The sequence below is a fragment of the Chelativorans sp. YIM 93263 genome (assembly GCF_028767125.1).
GTDB lineage: Bacteria > Pseudomonadota > Alphaproteobacteria > Rhizobiales > Rhizobiaceae > Chelativorans.
In genome coordinates, this window is record NZ_JAKCWP010000005.1 from 35,733 (window position 1) to 57,112 (window position 21,380).

Sequence of the window (21,380 nt, forward strand, 5' to 3'; positions counted from 1 at the left end):
AGATAGCGAATATCGTCACGCCAAGGAGGTAGATCGGAGCGGGTACCGCCGGCGTTTCCGCTCCAGCGATCGCACCCTGGGAAGCAGCTGCCTGCTTACTCATGGGATGCCCCCGCTGCGGCCGATGTCGTGGCTCGACCGGAAAACGCGAAGGAAAGCAGCGCGACGATAGTGTAGGCCATAGCGGCCGTTCCAAAAGCCCAGGCGTAGCCTGTCACCGTCTCCACTTGGGTGGCCGCTACCGACATCAGGATCGCGAGTCCCACCGTGGGACCAAGTTCCATCGCCGTGTTCATCACGCCGCCGGCGAGCCCCGCTCTATGCTGCGGGACGTTCGTCATTGAAAGTACGGCCGATCCGGAAAAAGCCAGCGAGATACCGACCGCAACGAGGACTAGGCCCGGCAAGAGACCCTGTAGATAGCGCGTCTCCGGCGCCAACTGTGTTAGCAGACCAAGTCCGACAGCAGCCAGCATCAGGCCCACGCCGGTAATGCGCGCCGGACCGAAGCGCCCGACCAGCGGCGCTGCCGCTTGCCCCGTGGCGATGAGCGCCACGGCGAATGGGAGGAAAGCAACCGCCGTCATCAGGGGCGACCATCCCAAAACCTGCTGAAGGTAGAGGGAAAGTACAAAATTGACGACGCCCGAGCCCGCTGCCGCGAGAAACATGCCCACGAGCCCAGTGATACGGACCGGCTCCAGAATAAAACCGGGCGGGAGCAGTGGATCGCGCACCTTTCGCTCGATGAGAAAGAAGGCGATGAGCAGCGCAAGGCCTGTCAAAAGGGGCAGAAGCACCATCATCGAGGTCCAGCCGTGATCGTCCGTGGCGATCAGGCCGAAACTGGAGAGCGATATGCCGAGCGTGGCAAAGACCGCGCCCACCAAATCCAACGTTGGTTTCCGATCCTTATTGGCGCTGCGACCGCGCGGCAACAGTTCCACCGCGGCGCTCAGGCCAATGAGGGAAACGGCAACCGGAATGGCGAACATCCAGCGCCACGAGATCCAGGAAGTGAGCACACCCGAGACGATGAAGCCAAGCACCGCGCCCAGCACCGACACCCCGCCCCAGGTCGCCATTGCCCGGCCGAAGGCCGCCGGTTCGGGAAAAAGAGCTCTTAGAACCGCCATCGCGGCCGGCGCGACCATGGCCCCGCCGATCCCCTGCGCTAGGCGCATCGCGACCAAAACGGGAAAGCTAGGCGAGCCGGCGGCAATGGCCGACGATACGCCGAAGACGATCAGTCCGATGGCGAACATGCACCGCCCACCAAACCGGTCCGCCAAGCGACCTCCGAACAGCAAAAGCCCACTGAATGGAAGCCCATAGGCAGCAAGCACCAGTAGCATATCGGCAGCTGTCAAATGGAACTCATCGGCTATGACTGGGAGCGGAACCGTGATGAGGGCGATGGTAAAGATGAGCGTTGCTTGCACGGCCGCAAGCACCGCGAATGCAAGGGTTCGATTGTTTTGTGGGAGATGGGTACCGGTCATATAGGCCCTCGATGTTGCCAAGGTCGCCCGGGTTGAGAATCCGCCCCTCCACATATCCAGGACGAAGCCAAGGGCCACTTACTTGAATATCATTCAATTATATTATTGATTGATAGTTCGAACCGAGAAAGGTGTCAATCGCTCCGTGGGAGGGCCATGCAGTGCGGAGCGGTACTTCGAAAGCGCAGTGCCGCGCCCAGCCACCTTAGCTGGCGCAGGGCAAGCGATCTGCTCGCTGACGGTGCTGTTCTCGACGAAGTTGAGCGCATGTGCGAGGTATCATCGTTCGGATGCTCCGAAGTCGGGAATATTCGGATCGGTATCTATTCGTCGCTAGCATCGCTTCCTTCGTGATCTGATCCAGGCCTATCATGGGACGAACATATCGATGTCGCCCCTGGCTAGGAGATCCACGAATACCTTTCAGCGATTGAAGAAGATCCCGTCCAGAACCGTCGCCAGCGAAAGCAAGCGACGGCTTTGGTTGGTACTTCTGGATCGTTAGCGAGTTGGCGAAGCTGCGGCGGCGAATAGTCCGTGCGCAAACTGGTCGGCGAACCCTTAAGCGAATCTCCTTTCCGCCCAAGGAATCACGGTTCAGCCGGAACAGGAAGACTCCAACGAGTCAGCGCATGTCCCCGTTGGTATCACGCCACTGGTCAGGCCGCCGCACGTTCGTACGAGCGGACACGCGAAGCATAATTCTTCGTCGTGGCGATCACGTTGTGCGCCTCATACCAGTAGCGCTTCTTCAACTCGATGTTGAGGACGGTCTCGTCGGGAAAGCTGCAGCGCGTGAAGATGTCATCCCACGGGATATTGCCCCACCCCACGGGCAGGTGAAGGTCGCCGTGCCCATAGGCGGTGCGCTCGCCATCGGTGAACATCCAGGTATCGTCCTGCCGGCCGAAGGAGTCATGCATGTGCAGATGCTTGGCATAGGGCGCGAACTGCTCAACCTCGGTCAGAAAGTGGAGGCCGAGAAAATTGCAGTGCAGATAGGCGTGACTGAAGTCGAGCGTCGCCAGAACATGGCTATGGTCGATTTCCGCCAGTTCGCGAGCCAAGCGTGCAGGTGTAGCCGTATGCACCTTGCCCTCGTAACCGCCAAACAGGTTCTCCACGCAAAGGATGACGCCACGATCACGCGCATAGTCGCCAGCAATGGCGAGCTGTTCGCGCTGTCGCTCGTACGCCGCCTCGATCCCTTCGGAAAGCTGCATCGGGATCAGCCCCGTATGCATCACGTAATGAACAGCCCCGATCTCGGCACTCGCATCAAGCGATGCCTTCAGCACTTCCATGTGGCGGGGAATGCGAAATGACTGGTCCAGGAAATTGGTCGCAAGCGGCCCATGGACCGTATACGTCACATCACGACCGTTGCAGGCATCGGTGAGAAGCTTCAGGCGTTCTGGGCGGATCCTGCCACCCACCACGACATCCATGTCGTAGAGCGGAATTTCGATGGTCTCCGCGCCGAGTGACTGGATATTGTCAAGAATGCCGGCAAAGTCGGTGAGATCCGTCTTTTCCAGTTGCGCAGAGATTCCGGTACCGAGTGCAGACATGTCTGGTCCTTTCAAGACAGCGTCGGGTCGAACAGGTCACGCAGCCAGTCGCCGACGATCGAGATGGCAAGCGTGGTGAGGACGATGACGACGCTCGGTGCCAGCATGATCCACGGTGCCGACTGAATATAGTCGCGACCGTAGCCAACCATGTTGCCAAGCGAGGAAAGCGGCGGCTGGACACCCAGTCCGAGGAAGGAAAGCCCGGATTCCAGCAGGATCACTTCGGGAAAGTTGAGCGTCATGGAAACGATGAGCGTTGATGCGATGTTCGGCAGGATGTGCCGGCCATAGATCCTCCACGGTGACGCCCCGATATCGCGGACCGCAGTGGCATAACCCTGCTCATTGGCAGACAGGGCAAGGCCGCGGGCAATGCGGGCGATGCGTTCCCAGCCGTAGAAGCCCATCAATATGGTGAAGAGCATCAGAGAATTGCCAAAGAAGGCGAGCACTGCAAGCGCGATGATCATGAAAGGCATTGCTGCCTGCGCATCAATCAGCATCAATACAAGCTGCTCAACCTTGCCGCGGAAATAGGCCGCAATGAAACCGAGGGATACACCGAGGGTCGCGGCTATGAGCGTCGAGAGAAACGCGATCACGATGGAAATGCGCACCGACATCAGGAGGCGGGACAGCACGTCGCGTCCTAACTCATCCGTGCCCAGGGGATGAGCCCATCCGCCGCCGAGAAAGAGGGGAGGCGCCAGACGGTCGGTCAGGCTAATCGCCAGATAGTCATAAGGTGCGATGAAGGGCGCGAAAGCGACAATGATCACCAAGAGTGCGATCCAGGATAACGCGAGCAGTACCGCAAGAGGCCATTTCTCGAAAAAGACGCGAAGGACATTCTTTGAGGAAAAGACGCTGCCGCCGGCATCGGCCTGCTCAGATGGAAGGGTCTCGGTGCTCATATCCTCAGGCTCCAGCAGTTGCGGTCTTGGTGCGCATGCGCGGATCGACCCAGCCATAAAGAAGATCGACCGCGAGGTTCGCCGCGACCATAGTGAAACCGATCAGAAGCAGGATCACCTGTACGACCGCGAGGTCGCGATTGGCCACGGCGGTGACGAGCAGACGCCCCACGCCCGGCCACGAAAAGACGCTTTCGACAACCACAGCACCCGCGACCAGCGACCCCACCATGAAACCGATGATCGTCATGGTCGGAATGGCAGCATTGGCGAGCGCGTGGCGGGTGATAACCTGCGACCATGGCACGCCTTTGGCGGAAGCCGTGCGGATATAGGGCTGGCCCAGCACCTCGAGCATGGCCGAGCGGGTGAAGCGCGCGATGACGGCCGCACCGATTATGCCCATGGTCACGACCGGCAATACCGCATGCGCAACCGTACCCGATCCCCCCGATGGCAGCAGACGCAGCCACACGGCTAATAGGAGTGACAGTGTAAGTCCCATCACGAAGCTCGGGACGGTGAACCCGATAACCGAGACCATCATGATAAGCCGGTCATAGGCTGTATTGCGGAAAAGCGCGGCCAGCACGCCTGCCGGAAGGCCTATGAGGATGTTTAGCAGCAGCGCCGGAACTGTTATCGCGAGCGTAAGAGGAACCCGCTCCCAGACGACCTCAAGCGCTGCTCGGCCATCGCGCATGGAATTACCCAGGTCTCCCTGGATTACTGCACCGAAATACTTCGCATACTGGACCCAGATGGGTTGATCCAGACCCCAGGCCTTCCTGAACGCCTCCACCGCCTGCGGCGGCGCCTCGGGGCCGAGGATCATGATAGCCGGATCGCCTGACATGCGCAGAATGACAAAGGCCAGCGACACAATGATGATGAGCGTCAGCACAGCGCGGGCAACGCGGTTTAGGATGTAAGCAAACATCGACTCTACTCCGCTGCAATGAGGCCGGCCGAAGGCGCGGGGCGGAGGTGACAGGCGACCTTGCGCGATCCATGGCTCGCCAGCATCGGCTGGAATTCCCGGCATTCAGACATCGCAGAAGGACAACGCGGATGAAACGGGCAGCCGGATGGCTTGTTGACGGGATTCGGCGGGTCGCCTTCAAGCACGATGCGCTCACGCTTGCCCCGCCTGGAAGGCGTGGGAATCGCCGAGACGAGCGCCTGGGTGTAGGGATGCATCGGCGCATGGAAGACATCCTCCGGCGGCCCCTCCTCCACGATCATGCCCAGATACATGACAGCGACGCGATCGGACATCTGTCGCACCACCTTCAGGTCATGGCTGATGAAGAGCGACGTAAAGCCGTTTCGTTCCTTGAGGTCTTCGAGCAGGTTGAGCACCTGCGCCTGGATTGACACATCAAGCGCGGAGACCGGTTCGTCACACACGATGAAATCCGGTTGGAGCGCCAGGGCACGTGCAATCACCACGCGCTGACGCTGACCGCCGGACAGTTCGTGCGGATAGCTTGCCGCCTGGTCCGCCCTCAGTCCCACCGAGGTCATGATCTCGCCAACCCGCGCCTCCCGTTCGTCGGCCGGAACATGAGGCTCGTGTACGGCAATCGGCTCGCCAATCTGCGCAGATACGGGCAGACGCCGGTCTAGCGCGCCGAGCGGGTCCTGGTAGATCATCTGCATGCGCCGGCGCATGTGTCGCCACTGCGCATCATGTGCGGCGGTGACAGCCGAACCATCGAAACTCACTGTTCCGGAAGTCGCCGGAATGAGGCCGAGGACAAGTTTGGCCGTCGTCGACTTGCCGCAACCGGATTCTCCGACCAGGCCGAGGGTCTCGCCCATCTTGAGATCAAAGCTGACGCCGTCCACCGCTTTCAGCTTCGCACGCCTTCCAAACAAACCACCGGTCAGCCGGATATCGTAGTGCCGCTTCAGATCGCGCACGCTGACAAGGGGCATCACACGGTCTCCTGCACTGGCTGCTGGGCTGGTGAAGCGGGCTGGCGCGAGCCTCCGGGAAGATCTTCAAGATGAAAGCAGGCGGCGCGATGACGTGGCGCACCTGCCGGGCGAAGACCCGGCACCCTTGACGCGCAGGCTTCGGTCGCATGGTCGCAACGCGGTGCGAATGTGCAGCCGGTGGGCAGATTGCGCGGCGGCGGTACCATACCGGGGATCGCCTTCAGCCGGCGCTTCGGCCCGTCGATGTCCGGCAGTGCAGCCATCAGGCCACGCGTATAAGGATGACGCGGCGCATCAAACAAGCGATCGACCTGGCTTTCCTCGACCACACGGCCACAATACATGACTGCCACACGCTCGGCCATATCGGCCACCACGCCAAGATCATGCGAGATCAGCACCAGGCCCATATCGTTCTCCCGACGCAGGTTATTGAGAAGTTCGAGGATCTGCGCCTGGATGGTGGCGTCGAGCGCGGTGGTCGGCTCGTCGGCTATCAGCAGGTCCGGTTCGCCAGCCAATGCCATGGCGATCATTACGCGCTGGTTCATGCCGCCGGATAGTTCATGCGGATATTCATTGAGCCTCTGGGCAGGGTTGGACATTCCAACGCGGTCGAGAAGCCGGGTTGCCTCTGCCTTTGCCGCCGCGCCTGTCAACCCCCGATGAAGGCGCAGTGCCTCACCAATCTGCCGTCCGATGCGATGCACGGGATTGAGAGAACTTGCCGGATCCTGAAAGATCATGGCAATGCGCGAGCCTCTTAGGTGGGCAAGCGCGCGGTCGCTGCAGTTGAGGATTTCCTGCCCGTCGAGGCGGACCGAACCACCAGTGCGCGCCTTCGACCCAAGCAGACCCAGTGCAGCAAGCCAGGTGATTGACTTGCCGCAGCCCGATTCACCGACAATGCCGATGGATTGGCCTCGCTCGATCACGAAATCGACGCCATGGAGTGCACGTACGAAATGCGCCCCCTGGTCGAACTCGACCGTAAGATTCTTAATGGTCAGAAGCGGTTCGGAAACCACGCTCATATCGGCCGCTCGCAGTTATGAGAAAAGTGCGGGCCTGTCTTTTGTGAGACAGGCCCGCATCGGTGCTAGTTGGACGGCATCTTGACTGCGAAATTTCCAGCCCGGAAATCCATCGACTGAAGGCCTGACCAATGCCAGTCGATGTCGGCCCGCTTGCCGTAGAATATCGCGTTCTGGTGCATCACCGTGTAGGCGGGGTCTTCCCGTTCAGCGATTTCAAGCATGCGCTTGAAGGTGTCACGGCGTACTTCAAGATCGACTGTGGTTTCGAGCTTGATGCAGAGTTCGTTGAACTCTTCATTCGTCCATTCGCCGATCTGCTGCTGCTGACCGTTCTGGCAATGCTGGTTCACGATCGAGGCAACCGGATCCGGGAAGGGAGCCGAGTTCGACCAGTCGCGCAGCATGCGCGGGCCGCTCTCTTTGTCCATGATCTGCTGCCAATTCTCCTTCATATCGAGCTCGACATTCAGACCGACCTGGCGGAAGGATTCAGCCAAAAGCTGCGCATTGGTCACCTGGTTGGTGTAGTAGTTGTTCAGCACACGGAAGGTGATCGGTTCACCGTCGTAGCCGGCTTCCTGAACAAGCTTGCGCGCTTTCTCCGGATCATATTCGGGCACGGTCCAGTCGGCGATATACATATCGCCGTAATATTCCCACTGCAGACCGGCCGGCACCTTGGTACGCCCGCCCCATAGGGCTTCAACGATTGCCTCGCGATCGATGGCGTGTGTCATCGCCTGGCGAATGCGCGGATCCTGCATAGGACCATTGTTCTTGTCGAATACGAGCAGGCGGTGATTGGTGATTGGACCGCCGACGACTTCATACTTGTCCTGGTCGTCAACCGTCTTGATCTGGTCCGGCGGTACATCGGTGATGAAGTCGTATTCGCCGGAAAGAAGCCCGTTTACACGACTTGCGATCTCCGGAACGACGACAAAGCGAAGTTCCTGAATCGGAGGCTTCCCGCCCCAGTATTCGTCATGGGCTTCGAGAACCAGCACATTGTCCGGCTTGAATTCCTTGACCTTATAGGGGCCGGTGCCGACAGGCTTGCGCGCGAAATCGTACCAGGTTTCGGCTTCTCGATAGGCTCGCTCGCTGAGGATTTCGGCACCATAACGCGAGATGCGGCCTTCAAGCGTGGGATCGGGCACTTTCGAGATGAAACGCACCGTCATGTTGTCGACCTTCTCGACACGGTCGAGATTGGGCCAGGCGCGCGCTGCGACCGCTGCGACTTCCGGCGGCGGCACCTTGCCTTCGCCACTCACGGCAGAACGGGTGAAAAGCTCCTTGCCCTCACCCTGCGCCGCAACCTGCTCGGGCAACGTGCCGAAGCGCTCGTCGGAGAATGTGAAGACCACATCATCGGCCGTCATAACATCGCCATTGTGAAACTTGACGTCTTCGCGGAGTTTCAGTTCCACAGTCTTGTCATCGATCCGCTTCCATTCGGTGGCAAGCCCGGGCTTCTGCGGCAGATCGGGCTTTTGGCGCTCATAGTCGATGAGCGTCTCATAGATCGAGTAGAAGACGCGTGCGCCGACATTCGACTGCTCACGCAGAACGTCGAGCGCGCCGGCATTGACAATCTGCTGAACGGCAACGGTGACGTTCGGCCGTTCCTCGGCCATGGATGGCGTGGTAAAAAGCGTCGATGCGGCGAGTGCGCCGGCGAGCAGATAGGCTATGCGTCTCTTCGACAGGCTCATGGCTTGGCCCCTTTCCAGACATGTTTCGGGATGCCCGCCGTCACGCTACATCGCCTGGCAGCGGCTGGATCACACGAAAGGTCTAGGGACGTGCCGTGTCGCTTACGCTTCAGCCATGTGAAAGATGCGTGACTGTGCATAAGCCGCGAAAATCGATAAGGGCCGCAGGCTTGGCTCCCGGATACAATTTGCTGTCACATTCGCTCCGGTGCGCATAGCTGCAAGTACAGCCCTGAGCCCGAGCGAAAGCAGGCGCTTACCGTGAGCACACGCCGAAGGCGGCCTTGCAGGACTGGATGTAGTCGGCTGTCTTCGATTGGGTGATGTGTCGCCATAATGCAAGCAGCGAGAGGCCGTGTCCGTTCAGCGGATGGAAATTCTGACCGGGACTGGCCGGCGGCGCGGCTTTCGCGCGCGGTGAAGGGCGGATCGTTTTGGAGATGCTGGCGGGGCCGCTCGCTGCTGTAGCGCGAGCGGCCGAGATGCAGGCTGGGCGGTCTGCGCAAAACGTCGCCTTGCAAGCTGCGGCCGCTGCGGAATTTTCATCATGCAGGCGCGTGGCCGTCAGGTTCCTCGCACGCCGCGAAGGCCCGCTTGGCGGCAAACAGGCCATTGAGTGCTGCTGGAAATCCTGCATAGACCGACATTTGCATCAGGACCTCCACAATTTCTTCTCGGGTGAGACCGCAATTCAGCCCCGCTCGGATATGCACTTCGAGTTGCGGCGTGGCGTTGCCGAGTGCGCAGAGAGCCGCAATTGTGGCAATCTCGCGCTCGCGCAGACCAAGACCCGGGCGCGACATGATATCACCGAACGGATACTCAAAGAGATAATCCGCAAAGTCAGGGGCGATGTCTGCAAGTGAGTCGATGACCGCCTGACCAGCGCTCCCATCGATCTGCTGCAGCATGCGGCGGCCGCGCTCCAGCCGCGTTTCGGTCTGTTGAGTCATACTCCGTCTCCTTTTCACAAAGTCATGTTTCCGCATTCGACCGGGCTGAGGCTTTGCGTCGCCTCAGCCCGTGAGCACGGACCTACCGGCGGAACAGGATCATTCCTGCGTGATGCAGAACCCCGTCGATGAAATCGCCGTCCGCAGTAAATCCGGTGTCGTCCCAATATTCGATGTGGTTGCCGGTTACCTCATAGCGGCCCTGATAGGCGCGCTCGCGTGTGCCGCGCGCCTCAACATAGCGGCCGTTCGGCAACAACTCGTGACGGATGCGTCCATCGGCGGTCATCCACATGCCGACATAGGGATGAGGTGCAGCAGCGTCGGTCATTCCGCCGCCCCCGTCTGTCGGTAGTAGTGGGCGATCTCCTCTGGCTCGACCACCCAGGCGTAATTGAGTTCGTGCCGGATCTTCCAGACACCCTGCGTGCACACCCAGCCAAGCTGCGACCGTCCGTCAAAGGCGATGATTGCGCCATCCAGCCGGTCAATACGGCCGACGAAACCCAATGTTGTCGATGCGACGCTGTCGCTGACGATCTGATCGTTGCCTCCCGTCAGGGCATGGAGGATCGAGCGCGCGCCGTTCTGCAGGTCTTCCCAGTTCGCGCCGTAGATGGCGGCGTTGTCGAAAAGCTGGGTCTCGCCGGGCGCGAAATTGTCGTAAAAGACGCCGTCCTGGCTCTCGAGATCGTAGTAGCGGTTCATCTCCTCGGCGAAGATAAATTCAGGATCGCCTTCGGTGCGCTCCCAGCCTTCCATCATCCACGCTTCGTGCAACGCCATGGGGGCGTTTTCTCCCTGCTGCGGGCAGGTCTGCGCGGCGACAGGTGTTGCGGCCACTATGAGGGCCGCTGAAAAAAAGGTGATCTTCATAAGTTAGCTCTCCTGAAGTCGAATGACGATTGCCGCGATGCTCTCGTGTGCCGGATGGATGATCCGGTTTCGATTTGCGCTCGCAGAAGAAAGATGGACTTCTTTCGCTGTCGCCGGTATCCACCTATTATTGAACTCGCTGATTAGCTGCGCTGGACAATCGTGATCGACCAGAATCTCTTGCCCCTGTTCCTGGCCGTGGCCGAGGAGGACAATTTCCGAGCCGCGGCGGACCGGCTCGGGGTGACACGCTCTGCCGTCAGTCAGGGGATCCGCAGGCTCGAGGACGGACTAGGCGCAGCGCTCGTGGTGCGGACCACGCGCGCGGTTCGGCTCACCGAAGCAGGAGAACGCCTGCACGAGGCGATCTCCCGACCTTACGCGGACATTCAGGCGGCGCTGGAAGCTGTCAACGGTAGCGATGCACCGCGCGGCCACCTGCGCATAGCAGTGACCTCTATCGCAGAGCATGTCCTTTCCGGGCCATTCATCGCTGCTTTCGCGACTGCTTTTCCCAACGTGACGATCGATGTCACCGTTACTGACGAGGAATTCGACATCGTCGGCGCCGGGTTCGATGCCGGCGTACGCCTTGGAGAGGTGATCGAGCAGGACATGGTTGCCGTTCCGATCACCGGAGACCAACGCGAGGCCGTTGTCGCCTCTCCCGCCTATCTTGCCGCGCATGGGACGCCGGAGCATCCGAGTGACCTCGTACGCCATCACTGCATTGGCTGGCGGCCCGCGCCGCAGGTCGCGCCCTATCGGTGGGAGTTCGAGAAGGATGGCGTACCATTCGACGTTGCAGTCGAGCCCCAGATCACGACCAACGATCTCTGGTTCATGCTGCGCAGCGCCCTTGCCGGCGCGGGGATAACCTTCGCGACCGAAGAAACATTCCGCCCATTCATCAAGTCAGGCCAACTGATCTCGCTTCTCGAGCGCTATCTGCCACCTTTCCCGGGCTTCTACCTGTACTTTCCGCAGCGCCGAAATATGGCTCCGAAGCTTCGGGCTTTGATCGATCACGCGCGGAGTTTCCGATAGAAGCTAAGTGCGCGACATTGCTTCGTTCCGGGAGAGCAATTCGGGGCCTGTAGCGTATGAATGGTGGGTGTGGGGATCGACGCAGCGGCTCCTCCGCTACCATAGATCCCCATATTCATGAGGGCAGTTTGAACAGTATTTTCGGTCCCTGCACACAGAGGCTTGGTTGATACTCGTTGCACAATAGGTCCAACGATATTGGACCTATTGTGCAAACCAGTCGAATTCGGTGGTTTGGGGAGCGTCGTAAAGTTATTGGCTATGGGCAGCAATCACTGTTCGGTTCAGCGCTCACGCTGCGGTGACGCACGCGATATTGTTACAAATCTGCATGGCGGCGCTACGCAGGTCGCGATGGTCGCAGATGACAGAAAGTGGAACAGGTTGGCGATCTGGTCGTGGATGGAGACGAAACGCTGAAGCTGGAGTGCTGAAGCGTTCCGTGAACCGTTTCCGTCGCAGAGTCGGCTGTTGCGAATTTTTCCGCTCGGTTTTTGAGACCGCCTACCAACTAGCATCGGGGCGTGCACCACGCGTTATCTTTGGATGCGGGCGCTGATCGCGCTCGGGGTGACGAGCGGACTCGAGGAGGGTCGAGGCCGTTTGGCGGTGGTCTTGTTGCTCCAGAAGCGATTTGCAGGAGAGGGGCGGCCTACGTGGAAACCTTGGACCTGATATATGCCGAACTCCCGCAGAAGCGACATTTGCTCCTTGCTCTCCACACCTTCGACCAGGATTTTGTATCCGCGATTTCGCAGAAGGCCGACAATATCCTGGAGCATTGCCTTGCCCCTCGGGAAATCGCAGTCGTGAAGAAACGAACGATCGACTTTCACGGTATCGAAGTCGATCAGACGAAGCCAGGAAAGCCCGGCGAATCCGGTACCAAAATCGTCGAGCCAAATCCTGATTCCCAACAGTTTGAGATCGATGATGCAACGAAGTATGTCCGAATGCATCTCCATCTCGAGCCCTTCGGTAATCTCGAAGGCTAACCTGCTGCCGTCGATCCCTGTCTCTTTCAGGATGGCCGCAACGGAACTAGCAAAACCGGGTGCCTTGAGCTGAACTGGTGAGACGTTTACGCTGACGACAGGAACGTGGTTATCCACCAGGAGTTCACAGCACACCGTCCGGATTGCCCAGCGTCCCAGTTCCAGGATTGCGCCGGACCGCTCGGCGACAGGAATAAACAGGCTTGGCGGAACGGCCGTGCCGTCCAGCATCTTGAGCCGCATGAGCGCTTCGACAGCGTCGACTTGACCTGTTTTGACGTTCAGGATGGGCTGATAAACGAGTGAGACGAGATCCTGCGCGACCGCGATCTTCAGCAAAGCAGCGATATTCTCGCGCTCGTCACAGGTGTCAGGATCGTTTGGATCGAACAACCGGACGCAATTCCGCCCGGTCGCCTTAGCTAGATACAGCGCACGATCGGCTTCATGGATTATTTTTTCCAGCTTTGTGCCGATCTGATCCCTCGTAAACGAGGCGCCGATGCTCACCGTGACAATCGACAAGCCGTCATGTCGTTGCTCATGGGGCAAAGCCAGCTCTTCCACGGTGCGGCGAATAGCCTCAGCGAAGCGCGCAATCTCTTCGCGCTCGTTTACGCGAGCCAGGACGATAAACTCTTCACCGCCATAGCGCCCGATCGAACCATCATACCGGGCTGTCGCGTCTCTAAGGGCATTTGCAACATGCGCAATACAGCGATCGCCCTCTTGATGGCCGTAGTGGTCGTTGAACTTCTTAAAGAAGTCGATGTCGATGAGAATTGCTACGAAACTCTTGCCGAACCGCTGCCAGTCGTCCCAGTGGTCTCGCAGCTTCTCGTCCACGGCTCGCCGATTTTCCAGGCCCGTCAACGGGTCTGTTCTTGATAGTCTCAGCAAGGCCTGCCCGCGTTCTGTTGCCTCCTTCTGCATGAATTTGGCCTCAAGCGCGTTCAGAAAGACCTTATAGCGCTCCCTGTTCAGACTCCAGTTCACATATGAGGTGAAGGCGAAGCATGACAGGTAAAAAGTCCCGAAGGCGATCTGATACGAGGGATCTTCTGGATAGAAGGTCATCATCGCCACAACAAAAGCTGCCAGGACAAGCCCAGAAGTGACGAGCGACAAGAGAAATCTGAAACTGAAGAAAAGGTTAGCGCTCATCATGAAAATGGCTCCGAAGACCATGTAGTATGACATCGTCTCGGTATGTTTTGTCATGATCGAGGGGGCGAGCCAGCTCAAATATGCCAGGAAGACCGCGGCGGCGGCGGTTCGATCCAACCACTTCGAGTTGGTGTTCTCGAAGAACAGCAGTTCGAAGATCGCCAGGAAAGTCACACCGAACATGAAGCGCGCTGCGATCGTGTGGGCCGCTACGTCGGGGATCAGCAATATGTCTGTGATCGAGAACAGCATGTAGACGGCAAAGCCTGCCCAGACGCCCGGTCTGGTTGTCTTCGTGCGATTTTCCTCACGATGTTCCTGATAGAGAACGCGAAGCTCATCCTGCGACTTGTGCCTCTGAGGCAGGTCTGTCTCGACAAGATCACTCGGCATATCGATCTCGGATTGATCTAGCGGATTGCCCGGTGCAGCGCGAACATATGCTGCTTTTCGCTTTGCGGACGCCCTGCCTCGTCCGGACCAACCCTGCTCGGCCCGCTGCAAGCGATAATAGCGGATCGGCCCTTTACGGATTGTTATGCGACACCCGGTCAATTTTACTTAAACTTGACCGGCCGCCAAGCATACCGCGATTTTCGCCCTTTCATTCTCTGGCACAACTTCTGATCTGCCTGTATGGTTAACAAATTGTTAACGGCCGAGGGGGCAGAGCATGAGTCAGATCGCGTTCGATGGGGAAAGCCTAATTACACCTGATGCGATGGCGAATGCGCGCACTCCGTCGCATGCCCACCGGCACGATCAAGACTTCGAGACCGGCAAGGCCGAACTCGCATTGATCCTGGGCATTGCTCTGCAGCAGTTCGACAACGGCAGAGACCCGGCGGCGATCGTCCATCGCGCCAACGTCGCTTTGCACAATCTGCGTGACAAATCGCACCCGGCCGTATGGCAGGCGCTGGTTCCGATCGCCCAGATCCATCCTGTCTCGGAGTTCTTCCATCAGGATCCTTTCATGCGGTGGTCCTTCAAAAAGCCTAGAGGCTATTCCGGCGACGCCCATCTGCTGGACTTCATTTACGGTCATCCGAGCGTTGCCGATGAGATCGCCAACGCCTCCTCAATTGGCAAAGCGCTTTACTACGGCTACACGAGGGACGCGCCCTCGGCGGCGGCCGTGAGGGAGCGGCGCGATCTGCTGACGCGGCATGTAGACCTGATCGCGTCACTGCGCGGGCTTGAGACTGAAATTCTTGCGATCGCCGGCGGGCACCTGCGCGAAGCGGAGCATTCGATTGCTCTGCGGGAAAAGCGCATCAAGCGGTGGGTCGCGCTTGATCAGGATTCCTTGAGCGTCGAATCGGTCGCGCGTGACTTTCAGGAGACTTGCGTCGAGGCGATCGACGGCTCGGTTCGCGGCCTGCTTACTGGTGCCTACAATCTCGGCCAGTTCGACTTCATCTACTCTGCAGGACTTTACGACTACCTTTCCGAGAGGGTTGCCGTGAAGCTCACACAGATTTGCCTGCAAATGTTGAAGCCGGGCGGGGTCTTCCTTTTTGCCAATTTCACCACGGAGATGAGCGACGACGGCTTTCTGGAAACACTCATGAACTGGGCTTTGCTTCAGCGGTCGGAAGCGGACATGTGGAGGATCGTCAATGCCAGCGTCGACCGAGACGCTGTGGAGGCGAAGATGCATTTCGGCGCAAATCGGAACATCATTTACTGCACTCTTGCGAAACACGCCTAAACCAGCGCCGTCCTGTTGGCAGCTGAAGAATTAGTCGCAGCGCGCCGCGATAACGCGCCGCGACCGAACTCAGGCATGGGTGGAAGGCGTGCGGCTTGTTAGGCGTCTTTGGTCGATGAGTACCAGTCGGCGATCTCACCACCCTTGGCCAACCATACATCGTCGTGGGACGTGATGTATTTGAGAGCGCGGTCGAAATGCTTCGCGCGGTGTGGCTGTCCAATCAGGAAGGGATGAAGACAAAGCGACATAACGCGGCCGGTCGTCTTGCCATCAGTATAAAGCTGATCGAACTGGTCGCAGATCGCGTCGCCGAAATCCTTGCCAGACAAGCCTTGCTCCAAAAAGGCAGTATAGTCGTTCATCTCCGCCGAGTAGGGCATGGTAAGCATCCTGCCGGAACGCACGCGCATCTCGTAAGGCTGGTCGTCGTTGGTCCAGTCTGCCAGGTAGCGAATTCCGTGTTCTGCAAGGATGTCGGGCGTCTGGTGCGTTTCCGAAAGGGCGGGGCTGAGCCAACCTCGAGGCGCGGTTCCCGTCGCTTGCGTGATCGTGGACACCACCTCATGAACAATCTCGCGTTCCTCATCCTCCGGGATACCCGTGATCACGGAGGAATTGTTCATACCATGCCCCATCCACTCCCAGTCGAGGGATTTGCCAGCCTCAATAATGCTCGGATAGTGAGCACAGGCATCTGAGTTTAGCGCGACGGTACCCTTTACACCGTACTTCTCCATGATCTCCATCATGCGCCAGATCCCGACGCGCACGCCGTAGTCCCGCCATGCGTAGTTCAGGACGTCTGGCACGAAGCTGGTCGTCGACTGAATGATCGAGCTCGATGGCCGATCGAATAAAAAATGCTCGATATTGGGGATGACCCACAATGCGACTCGCGCCCCGTCCGGCCACTCCAGTTTGGGGCGACTGGTAATCGGTGAATACGCAAAGCGATCATGTTCCTGCGGCGGCGTACCAACGGCATCAAGCATAAATCTACTCCTGGTTGCGGTATCGTTCGACTGCAGGCGAGAAGATAGCTTGACTGTATTAGAGAACAATGGGAGATAATTCCGGACACTTAAGAGGATTTGTCCGGAAAGGATTGCAATGGATAGTCTTGGTTCGCTCAGCGCCTTCGTGCATGCTGCCGAGCTGCGCAGTTTCACCGCGGCCGCGAACCATCTTGGAGTTTCGCCATCCGCTATCGGTAAAGCGGTCGCCAGGCTCGAGGAACGAATGCAGGTTCGGCTGCTACACCGGTCGACCCGGACGATTACCCTGACGAGCGAAGGCGTCCTTTTCCTGGAAAGATGCCGGCGCATCCTTGCGGAAGTGGAAGCGGCCGAGCTGGAATTATCTCAAACACTCGCTGCTCCCCGCGGCAAGCTGAAGGTCAGCATGCCGATCGTATCGATGCTCACGATGCCGGTAATCCTGCAATTCACGGACCTTTATCCCGACATAGAGCTTGATCTCGATTTCTCGGACCGCCTCGTCGATGTTATAGAGGAAGGCTTCGATGCCGTCGTGCGGGCTGGCCACGTCGCCGATTCCCGTCTCATTTCGCGAATGCTCGGGCAGTTCAGTCTGGTCCTGGTTGCAGCGCCCGAATATCTCGAGCGGGCCGGCACACCCATGGTCCCATCCGATCTTATGAGACATGCCTGTCTGCATCACCGATATGCCACGAGCGGCAAGCTGGAGCCTTGGCCGCTCTATGAAGGCGAGACAGAGGTTCGTCTCGAGCTGCCGACGACCGCGGTGGTCAACACCATCGAACCTCTTATCATGATGGCCGAACGCGGCATGGGCATTGCCTGTCTACCCGACTTTGCGATCATCGACCGGCTAGCGTCCGGACGTCTTGTCACCGTTCTTTCGGATTTCGTCCGGCATACAGGCCCGTTTCGCCTGATGTGGCCAACCAGTCGCCATCTCGCCCCCAAACTGAGGGTGTTCATAGACTTCATGGCGGCGAACCTTTTCCCGATGCATCCCAGCTAGGAAGTGGCCGAAGAGCCTTAAGCCGACGCCTAGGATTGCTCCCGAGAAGGACCACCATATCATTGACCATATTGCCTTCTCGCCTGTCACCGTGGACGGGATGGATAAATCGAACTGTGCCTGTTTTCGGTAAAGCCAAAACCGCAAAAGGTATGGTGCTGAGTTGGTTCGGACGGGCCCTCGCGCCTTGGCGTTCGAGGTGCTGGTGGATGCGTGCCCCTGATGTCCCAGGCTACTGCAGTCTCTTTGGGTTCGTCCAGCGCTCGGCGCTGAATTTCATGCCGCAGGCAGATGGCGTCATCGGCAACTATTTTGGTGGCATCGCGACACCGCCGGACCTCCCTGTACCGATCCCCCGGCTGGCGAAGGCTCTGTTTTGCCGGCGCAATGTGAATGACAAAGGACCTGGCGAAAATTGAAGCCATCGCAAGCACATTAAAAGCGCTTGTTTTATGACTTTCGCTGCGGAATGAGGGAACGCTGGGAGAGGGAGGGTACCCTCCCTCTCCCAGCAGCGTGAGGCGGATACGTGTCGTGTCCTGAGTCTAACCAACCGTCCCATCGGAAAGCTTCTTAGCATAGCTCATGACCATCTGGCGTTCGCTGGGGGGCAGAGCTGCGACAGCCCGAACAGTCGCAAGAACGTCGGGTTCAATCGCGTAGTATACGCATTCGAGAAGCGTTGACGGAGCGATAGAGCCGTCGTGGAGCGTTCTGATGACCATGTCCTCGACCTTGCTCTTGAACTCGTCCGCATCTGCTTCAATGCGAAGCATGATAGGTGTCATAGGAGACCTCCGGCAGGCGAGTGAACGGGATCTTTTCAGGAGCCATGACGCTGCTGTCGATTTCATAAGTTGCTCTGGTTTTCGCGAGAGCCTCTTCGGTCATGTCGCAGGTAATCCCGACGATAGTCATGCCGTTCTTCTCGATAGGCGCGCCGAGAGGAACCGGGTTCCAGCCAAGCGCCATGAGCCGCTGGATCCAGTAAGCTTCACAGACGACACTCAGCTGACTGACCTCATGAGAAAGGCAGAATTCCAGAAGACTGCAGTAGATCATGCCGGCTGCCTTACAGAAGCGCCCGCTCTCGCGCTTGGCTGGAATGACGAAGATCCGGGTCCACTCGAAGATGTCGTCTGCCCGTGGAAGCCCGCGCACATTCGCGAGTTCCGGGAAAACCTCGCTCATGAGGTGTGGCTCAAGGGTAGGTACAAGCCGTGAGCCGCCGACGACCCCTTTGCCAGCCTCGATTCCCAGGAGGTAGATTGCTTTGTCCGTGTCGAACTGGTCTATTCACGACCGTCGGGTCGCTCAAGATCCAGCCACTTCCGCTCTCCGACGTAAATGTCATGTCGGATCCGATGGTGCTGATCGAGCATGTCTTCGTATAGATGCCGATTACCAGCATGAACAATGTGAACTTTGAACATAGGCCCCTCGTGGTGTTTCCACCATTTGGAGGAGAACTACGTATTCTGCCTATCCTAGAATCCTGGGATTGACGTCAGAGGCGGAGCTCTTTTCGCCTCAGCGCCTCGGCAAGAGAATGCGTCGTATTTCTCGTGCCAAGCTTAACCCGGATATTGCGCATATGATCGTTTACCGTGGCTTCTGAGATCCCGAGGATCTTGCCGATCTCCCAGAAGGTCTTTCCCTCTGCCGTCCAACGCATCACGTCTCGCTCACGCTCGGTCAGTCGACTCACGCCTTTGTAGTAGGTCGGCTTGCGGATCGCCCGTTCTGCTGCGCCATAAGCATAGAGAGAAGTGAGGTGGACCATGCGCCGTGCGCTTGGAGCTACATCGAGGTGCTGTCCCGCCACCGTTATTACGCGTGAGCCATAGACGTCATGAAGCGGGATGCAGAGCCCCTCGGCAAGCCCGAACTCCGCCGCCTCTTCCATGACAACCCGGGCCTCCGGCTCCTCGAGCAATCTGGCGGGCATCTCATCCCAGGCGAAAGGTTCGATGGTGGAAAAGCAATGTCGGACGCATGGATCATGGCGATAATGGTTCATCGCCGTGTAGTGCTCGAACCACCCTGTCGGCCACCCATTCAAGAGGATGTGGGGCTCCAGGCGCTCCCGTTGCGCCGGCAGTCCCGAAACTAGGAACGATGTAAAACCATATCGCGCCAAGTACTTGGCGAGGTGCGAGAAAATGGCCTCGCTCTCGTTGAGCTGTCCAAGCGTATCGATGACCTCGAATGTATCGGTCACATCTAGTGAGATATGGGAAATCATGGTCCGGATCTTACGTTGTGGTTGCGGCAAGCTTAGTTGTAATCGTAGGGAAGACAATTGGGTCAAAAGTTCGACCGGTTTGCCTTCTGAAGCCAGCAGCTTAGTGTCCTTCGAAGAGGGTGGCAAATCCCGGTCGAAACCGCGAACCTGCTCCTGGATTGCCATGCTTGCGCAGGTGGATCGACGTACTCCCCTCCGCATGCTCCTGGGGCAGGAGATCGTCTCTCTGACTGTTGGCAAGCGTTACGGCACCTCCAGATCTTCATAGCCCCGTACAACTCGGGCGGCGGTTAAGAAGCGCGAGCGGGCTGCCCACTATGCGAAGCGCCGGGCAGCATCGACCGCGAGCCCCAGCCCGACCGATCCGAACTGATCGGACCGGGCGATGCGGGCATTGGGGAAGCGCGTGGTTGCGGCTTTCTGCACCAGCGGAACCTGCGCGCCTCCACCGGTCAGGATCACCGTTTCGATAGCCCCCGCGGCCACCCTCGCACCGAGAAGCGCATCATCGACCGCAACGTCGATCTTCGCCACCAGTTCGGTGCTCGCCGCCTCGAATGCGCCGCGGCTGACCGGCAGCGTCAGCGACAGCCCCGGCTCCTCCAGACGGATGATGGTGTCCTGTGCATCCGTCAACTCGATCTTGGCTTTCTCCACCTGGGCCGCCAGCCTGTGGCCGGAACGGTGGGCCAGTAGATGCTCGAAGCGCGCCAGCTTTTCTGGCTCGGCCGCCTCGCGCGCCAACGACTGGATGTCCCGCAGGGTCTTGGCCGTATAGAGCTGATTGATCCTGTGCCAGGTCGCCATGTCGTTGAAATACCAGACCGGCAGATGGCGCTTGCCGTCGCGTGTTTTCGTGCCGAGCCCCATTTCCGGCATGACCTTCGCGATGTTGAGGCAGCGGTCGAAATCAGTCCCGCCCACATGAACGCCCGACGTGCTCAGGATGTCGCCGCGCCGATCCGTCGCGCGCGAGCGCTCGGGCGAGAGCCGCAGAACCGAGAAATCGGATGTGCCGCCGCCGATGTCGACCACCAGCGCGAGGGCCTCTTTGCTGAGTATACGCTCGAAGTGAAGCGCTGCCGCGACGGGCTCAAACTGAAATTCGATGTGACGGAAGCCCTCCCCCCGCGCGGCAGCCTCGAGCTGATCCTGCGCGGCGCGGTCGGCAGTCTCGTCACCATCAACGAAGAAAACGGGCCGTCCCAGCACGACGTCATCCGGCATGCCGCCGGACTGTTGTTCGAGCCGCTCCTTCAGATGACGGAGGAAGCGACCGATCAGTCCCTGGAACGTCATGCGGTCGCGGCCGACCTGTGTGGTTTCCTTCATCAGGCTGGTGCCGAGGATCGACTTCAATGCGCGCATGAAACGCCCCTCCCCGCCGTCCATGTACTCATGAACGGCCGATCGGCCGAAATGCACGCTGCCGTCTTCAAGGCTGAAGAAGAGCGCGGACGGGATGGTGACATGATCGCCCTCGACGGGGATCAGGAATGGGTCGCTGCCTCTTGCGCAGAGACCGACGGTGGAGTTGGTGGTGCCGAAATCGACACCACAATGAAAACGGCTCATGGGATACGGCTCGCAAGGGCGACGTTCGGGCGTGATCATACACTACGGAAGAGGGGTGACCGGAAGGGGCACCCCTCTAGCCGCTTTCTGACTGAATGGAAACCCTCAC

Annotated in this window: 20 protein-coding genes; 4 read left to right on the plus strand and 16 right to left on the minus strand. The window is 58.9% G+C overall.

Going from position 1 to position 21,380, the window contains the following annotated elements; all coding sequences use genetic code 11:
- Positions 1–95: 95 nt before the first annotated feature.
- The 10 genes from LY631_RS11660 to LY631_RS11705 form a co-directional block, all read right to left on the minus strand.
- Positions 96–1,502: an MFS transporter gene (locus tag LY631_RS11660; protein WP_274425554.1), complete on the minus strand. Its 1,407-nt coding sequence runs from the start codon at positions 1,500–1,502 to the stop codon at positions 96–98.
- Between the two features lie 659 nt (positions 1,503–2,161).
- Positions 2,162–3,073, minus strand: a complete 912-nt coding sequence (locus LY631_RS11665) for a sugar phosphate isomerase/epimerase family protein (RefSeq protein WP_274425555.1) — start codon at positions 3,071–3,073, stop codon at positions 2,162–2,164.
- An 11-nt stretch (positions 3,074–3,084) separates the two neighbouring features.
- On the minus strand, positions 3,085–3,990 hold the full coding sequence (locus LY631_RS11670; RefSeq protein ID WP_274425557.1) for an ABC transporter permease: 906 nt from the start codon (positions 3,988–3,990) through the stop codon (positions 3,085–3,087).
- 4 nt (positions 3,991–3,994) lie between these two features.
- Entirely contained in the window at positions 3,995–4,930 is a 936-nt protein-coding gene (locus tag LY631_RS11675) for an ABC transporter permease (RefSeq protein ID WP_274425558.1), read from the minus strand.
- A gap of 5 nt (positions 4,931–4,935) precedes the next feature.
- On the minus strand, positions 4,936–5,934 hold the full coding sequence (locus tag LY631_RS11680; protein ID WP_445082874.1) for an ABC transporter ATP-binding protein: 999 nt from the start codon (positions 5,932–5,934) through the stop codon (positions 4,936–4,938).
- The gene (locus LY631_RS11685) at positions 5,931–6,968 is read right to left on the minus strand and encodes an ABC transporter ATP-binding protein (protein ID WP_274425560.1); all 1,038 of its coding nucleotides are present in this window, start codon (positions 6,966–6,968) and stop codon (positions 5,931–5,933) included. The genes LY631_RS11680 and LY631_RS11685 overlap by 4 nt, the downstream gene beginning before the upstream one ends.
- Before the next feature lie 65 nt (positions 6,969–7,033).
- Positions 7,034–8,689: an ABC transporter substrate-binding protein gene (locus LY631_RS11690; protein ID WP_274425561.1), complete on the minus strand. Its 1,656-nt coding sequence runs from the start codon at positions 8,687–8,689 to the stop codon at positions 7,034–7,036.
- A gap of 545 nt (positions 8,690–9,234) precedes the next feature.
- A complete protein-coding gene (locus tag LY631_RS11695) occupies positions 9,235–9,642 on the minus strand; it encodes a carboxymuconolactone decarboxylase family protein (protein ID WP_274425562.1) in 408 nt (135 codons plus the stop codon).
- An 82-nt stretch (positions 9,643–9,724) separates the two neighbouring features.
- Entirely contained in the window at positions 9,725–9,973 is a 249-nt protein-coding gene (locus LY631_RS11700) for an Atu4866 domain-containing protein (RefSeq protein WP_274425563.1), read from the minus strand.
- Complete coding sequence (locus LY631_RS11705) at positions 9,970–10,518, minus strand: hypothetical protein (protein ID WP_274425564.1); 549 nt, start codon at positions 10,516–10,518, stop codon at positions 9,970–9,972. Before LY631_RS11705 ends, LY631_RS11700 begins: the two co-directional genes overlap by 4 nt.
- Positions 10,519–10,677: 159 nt before the next feature.
- Between LY631_RS11705 and LY631_RS11710 the strand changes: the two genes are divergently transcribed.
- Positions 10,678–11,565: a LysR family transcriptional regulator gene (locus LY631_RS11710; RefSeq protein ID WP_274425883.1), complete on the plus strand. Its 888-nt coding sequence runs from the start codon at positions 10,678–10,680 to the stop codon at positions 11,563–11,565.
- A gap of 536 nt (positions 11,566–12,101) precedes the next feature.
- Here the strand turns inward: LY631_RS11710 and LY631_RS11715 are convergent.
- Positions 12,102–14,120, minus strand: a complete 2,019-nt coding sequence (locus LY631_RS11715) for a putative bifunctional diguanylate cyclase/phosphodiesterase (RefSeq protein WP_274425565.1) — start codon at positions 14,118–14,120, stop codon at positions 12,102–12,104.
- A gap of 280 nt (positions 14,121–14,400) precedes the next feature.
- On the opposite strand from LY631_RS11715, the gene LY631_RS11720 reads away from it, so the two are divergent.
- On the plus strand, positions 14,401–15,441 hold the full coding sequence (locus LY631_RS11720) for a class I SAM-dependent methyltransferase (protein ID WP_445082875.1): 1,041 nt from the start codon (positions 14,401–14,403) through the stop codon (positions 15,439–15,441).
- A 98-nt stretch (positions 15,442–15,539) separates the two neighbouring features.
- Here the strand turns inward: LY631_RS11720 and LY631_RS11725 are convergent, their stop codons facing one another.
- On the minus strand, positions 15,540–16,436 hold the full coding sequence (locus LY631_RS11725) for a polysaccharide deacetylase family protein (RefSeq protein ID WP_274425566.1): 897 nt from the start codon (positions 16,434–16,436) through the stop codon (positions 15,540–15,542).
- 118 nt (positions 16,437–16,554) lie between these two features.
- On the opposite strand from LY631_RS11725, the gene LY631_RS11730 reads away from it, so the two are divergent.
- Together LY631_RS11730 and LY631_RS11735 are read left to right on the plus strand one after the other, a co-directional pair.
- Entirely contained in the window at positions 16,555–17,451 is an 897-nt protein-coding gene (locus LY631_RS11730) for a LysR family transcriptional regulator (RefSeq protein WP_274425567.1), read from the plus strand.
- Positions 17,452–17,660: 209 nt separating this feature from the next.
- Positions 17,661–17,870 (plus strand): hypothetical protein, encoded by a 210-nt coding sequence (locus LY631_RS11735; protein ID WP_274425568.1) that lies wholly within the window; start codon positions 17,661–17,663, stop codon positions 17,868–17,870.
- Between the two features lie 126 nt (positions 17,871–17,996).
- Here the strand turns inward: LY631_RS11735 and LY631_RS11740 are convergent, their stop codons facing one another.
- The 4 genes from LY631_RS11740 to LY631_RS11755 all read right to left on the minus strand — a co-directional run bounded on the left by LY631_RS11740 (position 17,997) and on the right by LY631_RS11755 (position 21,271).
- Positions 17,997–18,239 carry a hypothetical protein gene (locus tag LY631_RS11740; RefSeq protein WP_274425569.1) on the minus strand — a complete coding sequence of 81 codons (243 nt, stop codon included), beginning with the start codon at positions 18,237–18,239 and terminating at the stop codon, positions 17,997–17,999.
- The gene (locus tag LY631_RS11745) at positions 18,214–18,747 is read right to left on the minus strand and encodes an acyl-homoserine-lactone synthase (protein WP_338000435.1); all 534 of its coding nucleotides are present in this window, start codon (positions 18,745–18,747) and stop codon (positions 18,214–18,216) included. Before LY631_RS11745 ends, LY631_RS11740 begins: the two co-directional genes overlap by 26 nt.
- Positions 18,748–18,958: 211 nt before the next feature.
- Positions 18,959–19,696 (minus strand): helix-turn-helix transcriptional regulator, encoded by a 738-nt coding sequence (locus LY631_RS11750; RefSeq protein WP_274425570.1) that lies wholly within the window; start codon positions 19,694–19,696, stop codon positions 18,959–18,961.
- 315 nt (positions 19,697–20,011) lie between these two features.
- Entirely contained in the window at positions 20,012–21,271 is a 1,260-nt protein-coding gene (locus tag LY631_RS11755) for an Hsp70 family protein (RefSeq protein ID WP_274425571.1), read from the minus strand.
- Between the last annotated feature and the right edge of the window lie 109 nt (positions 21,272–21,380).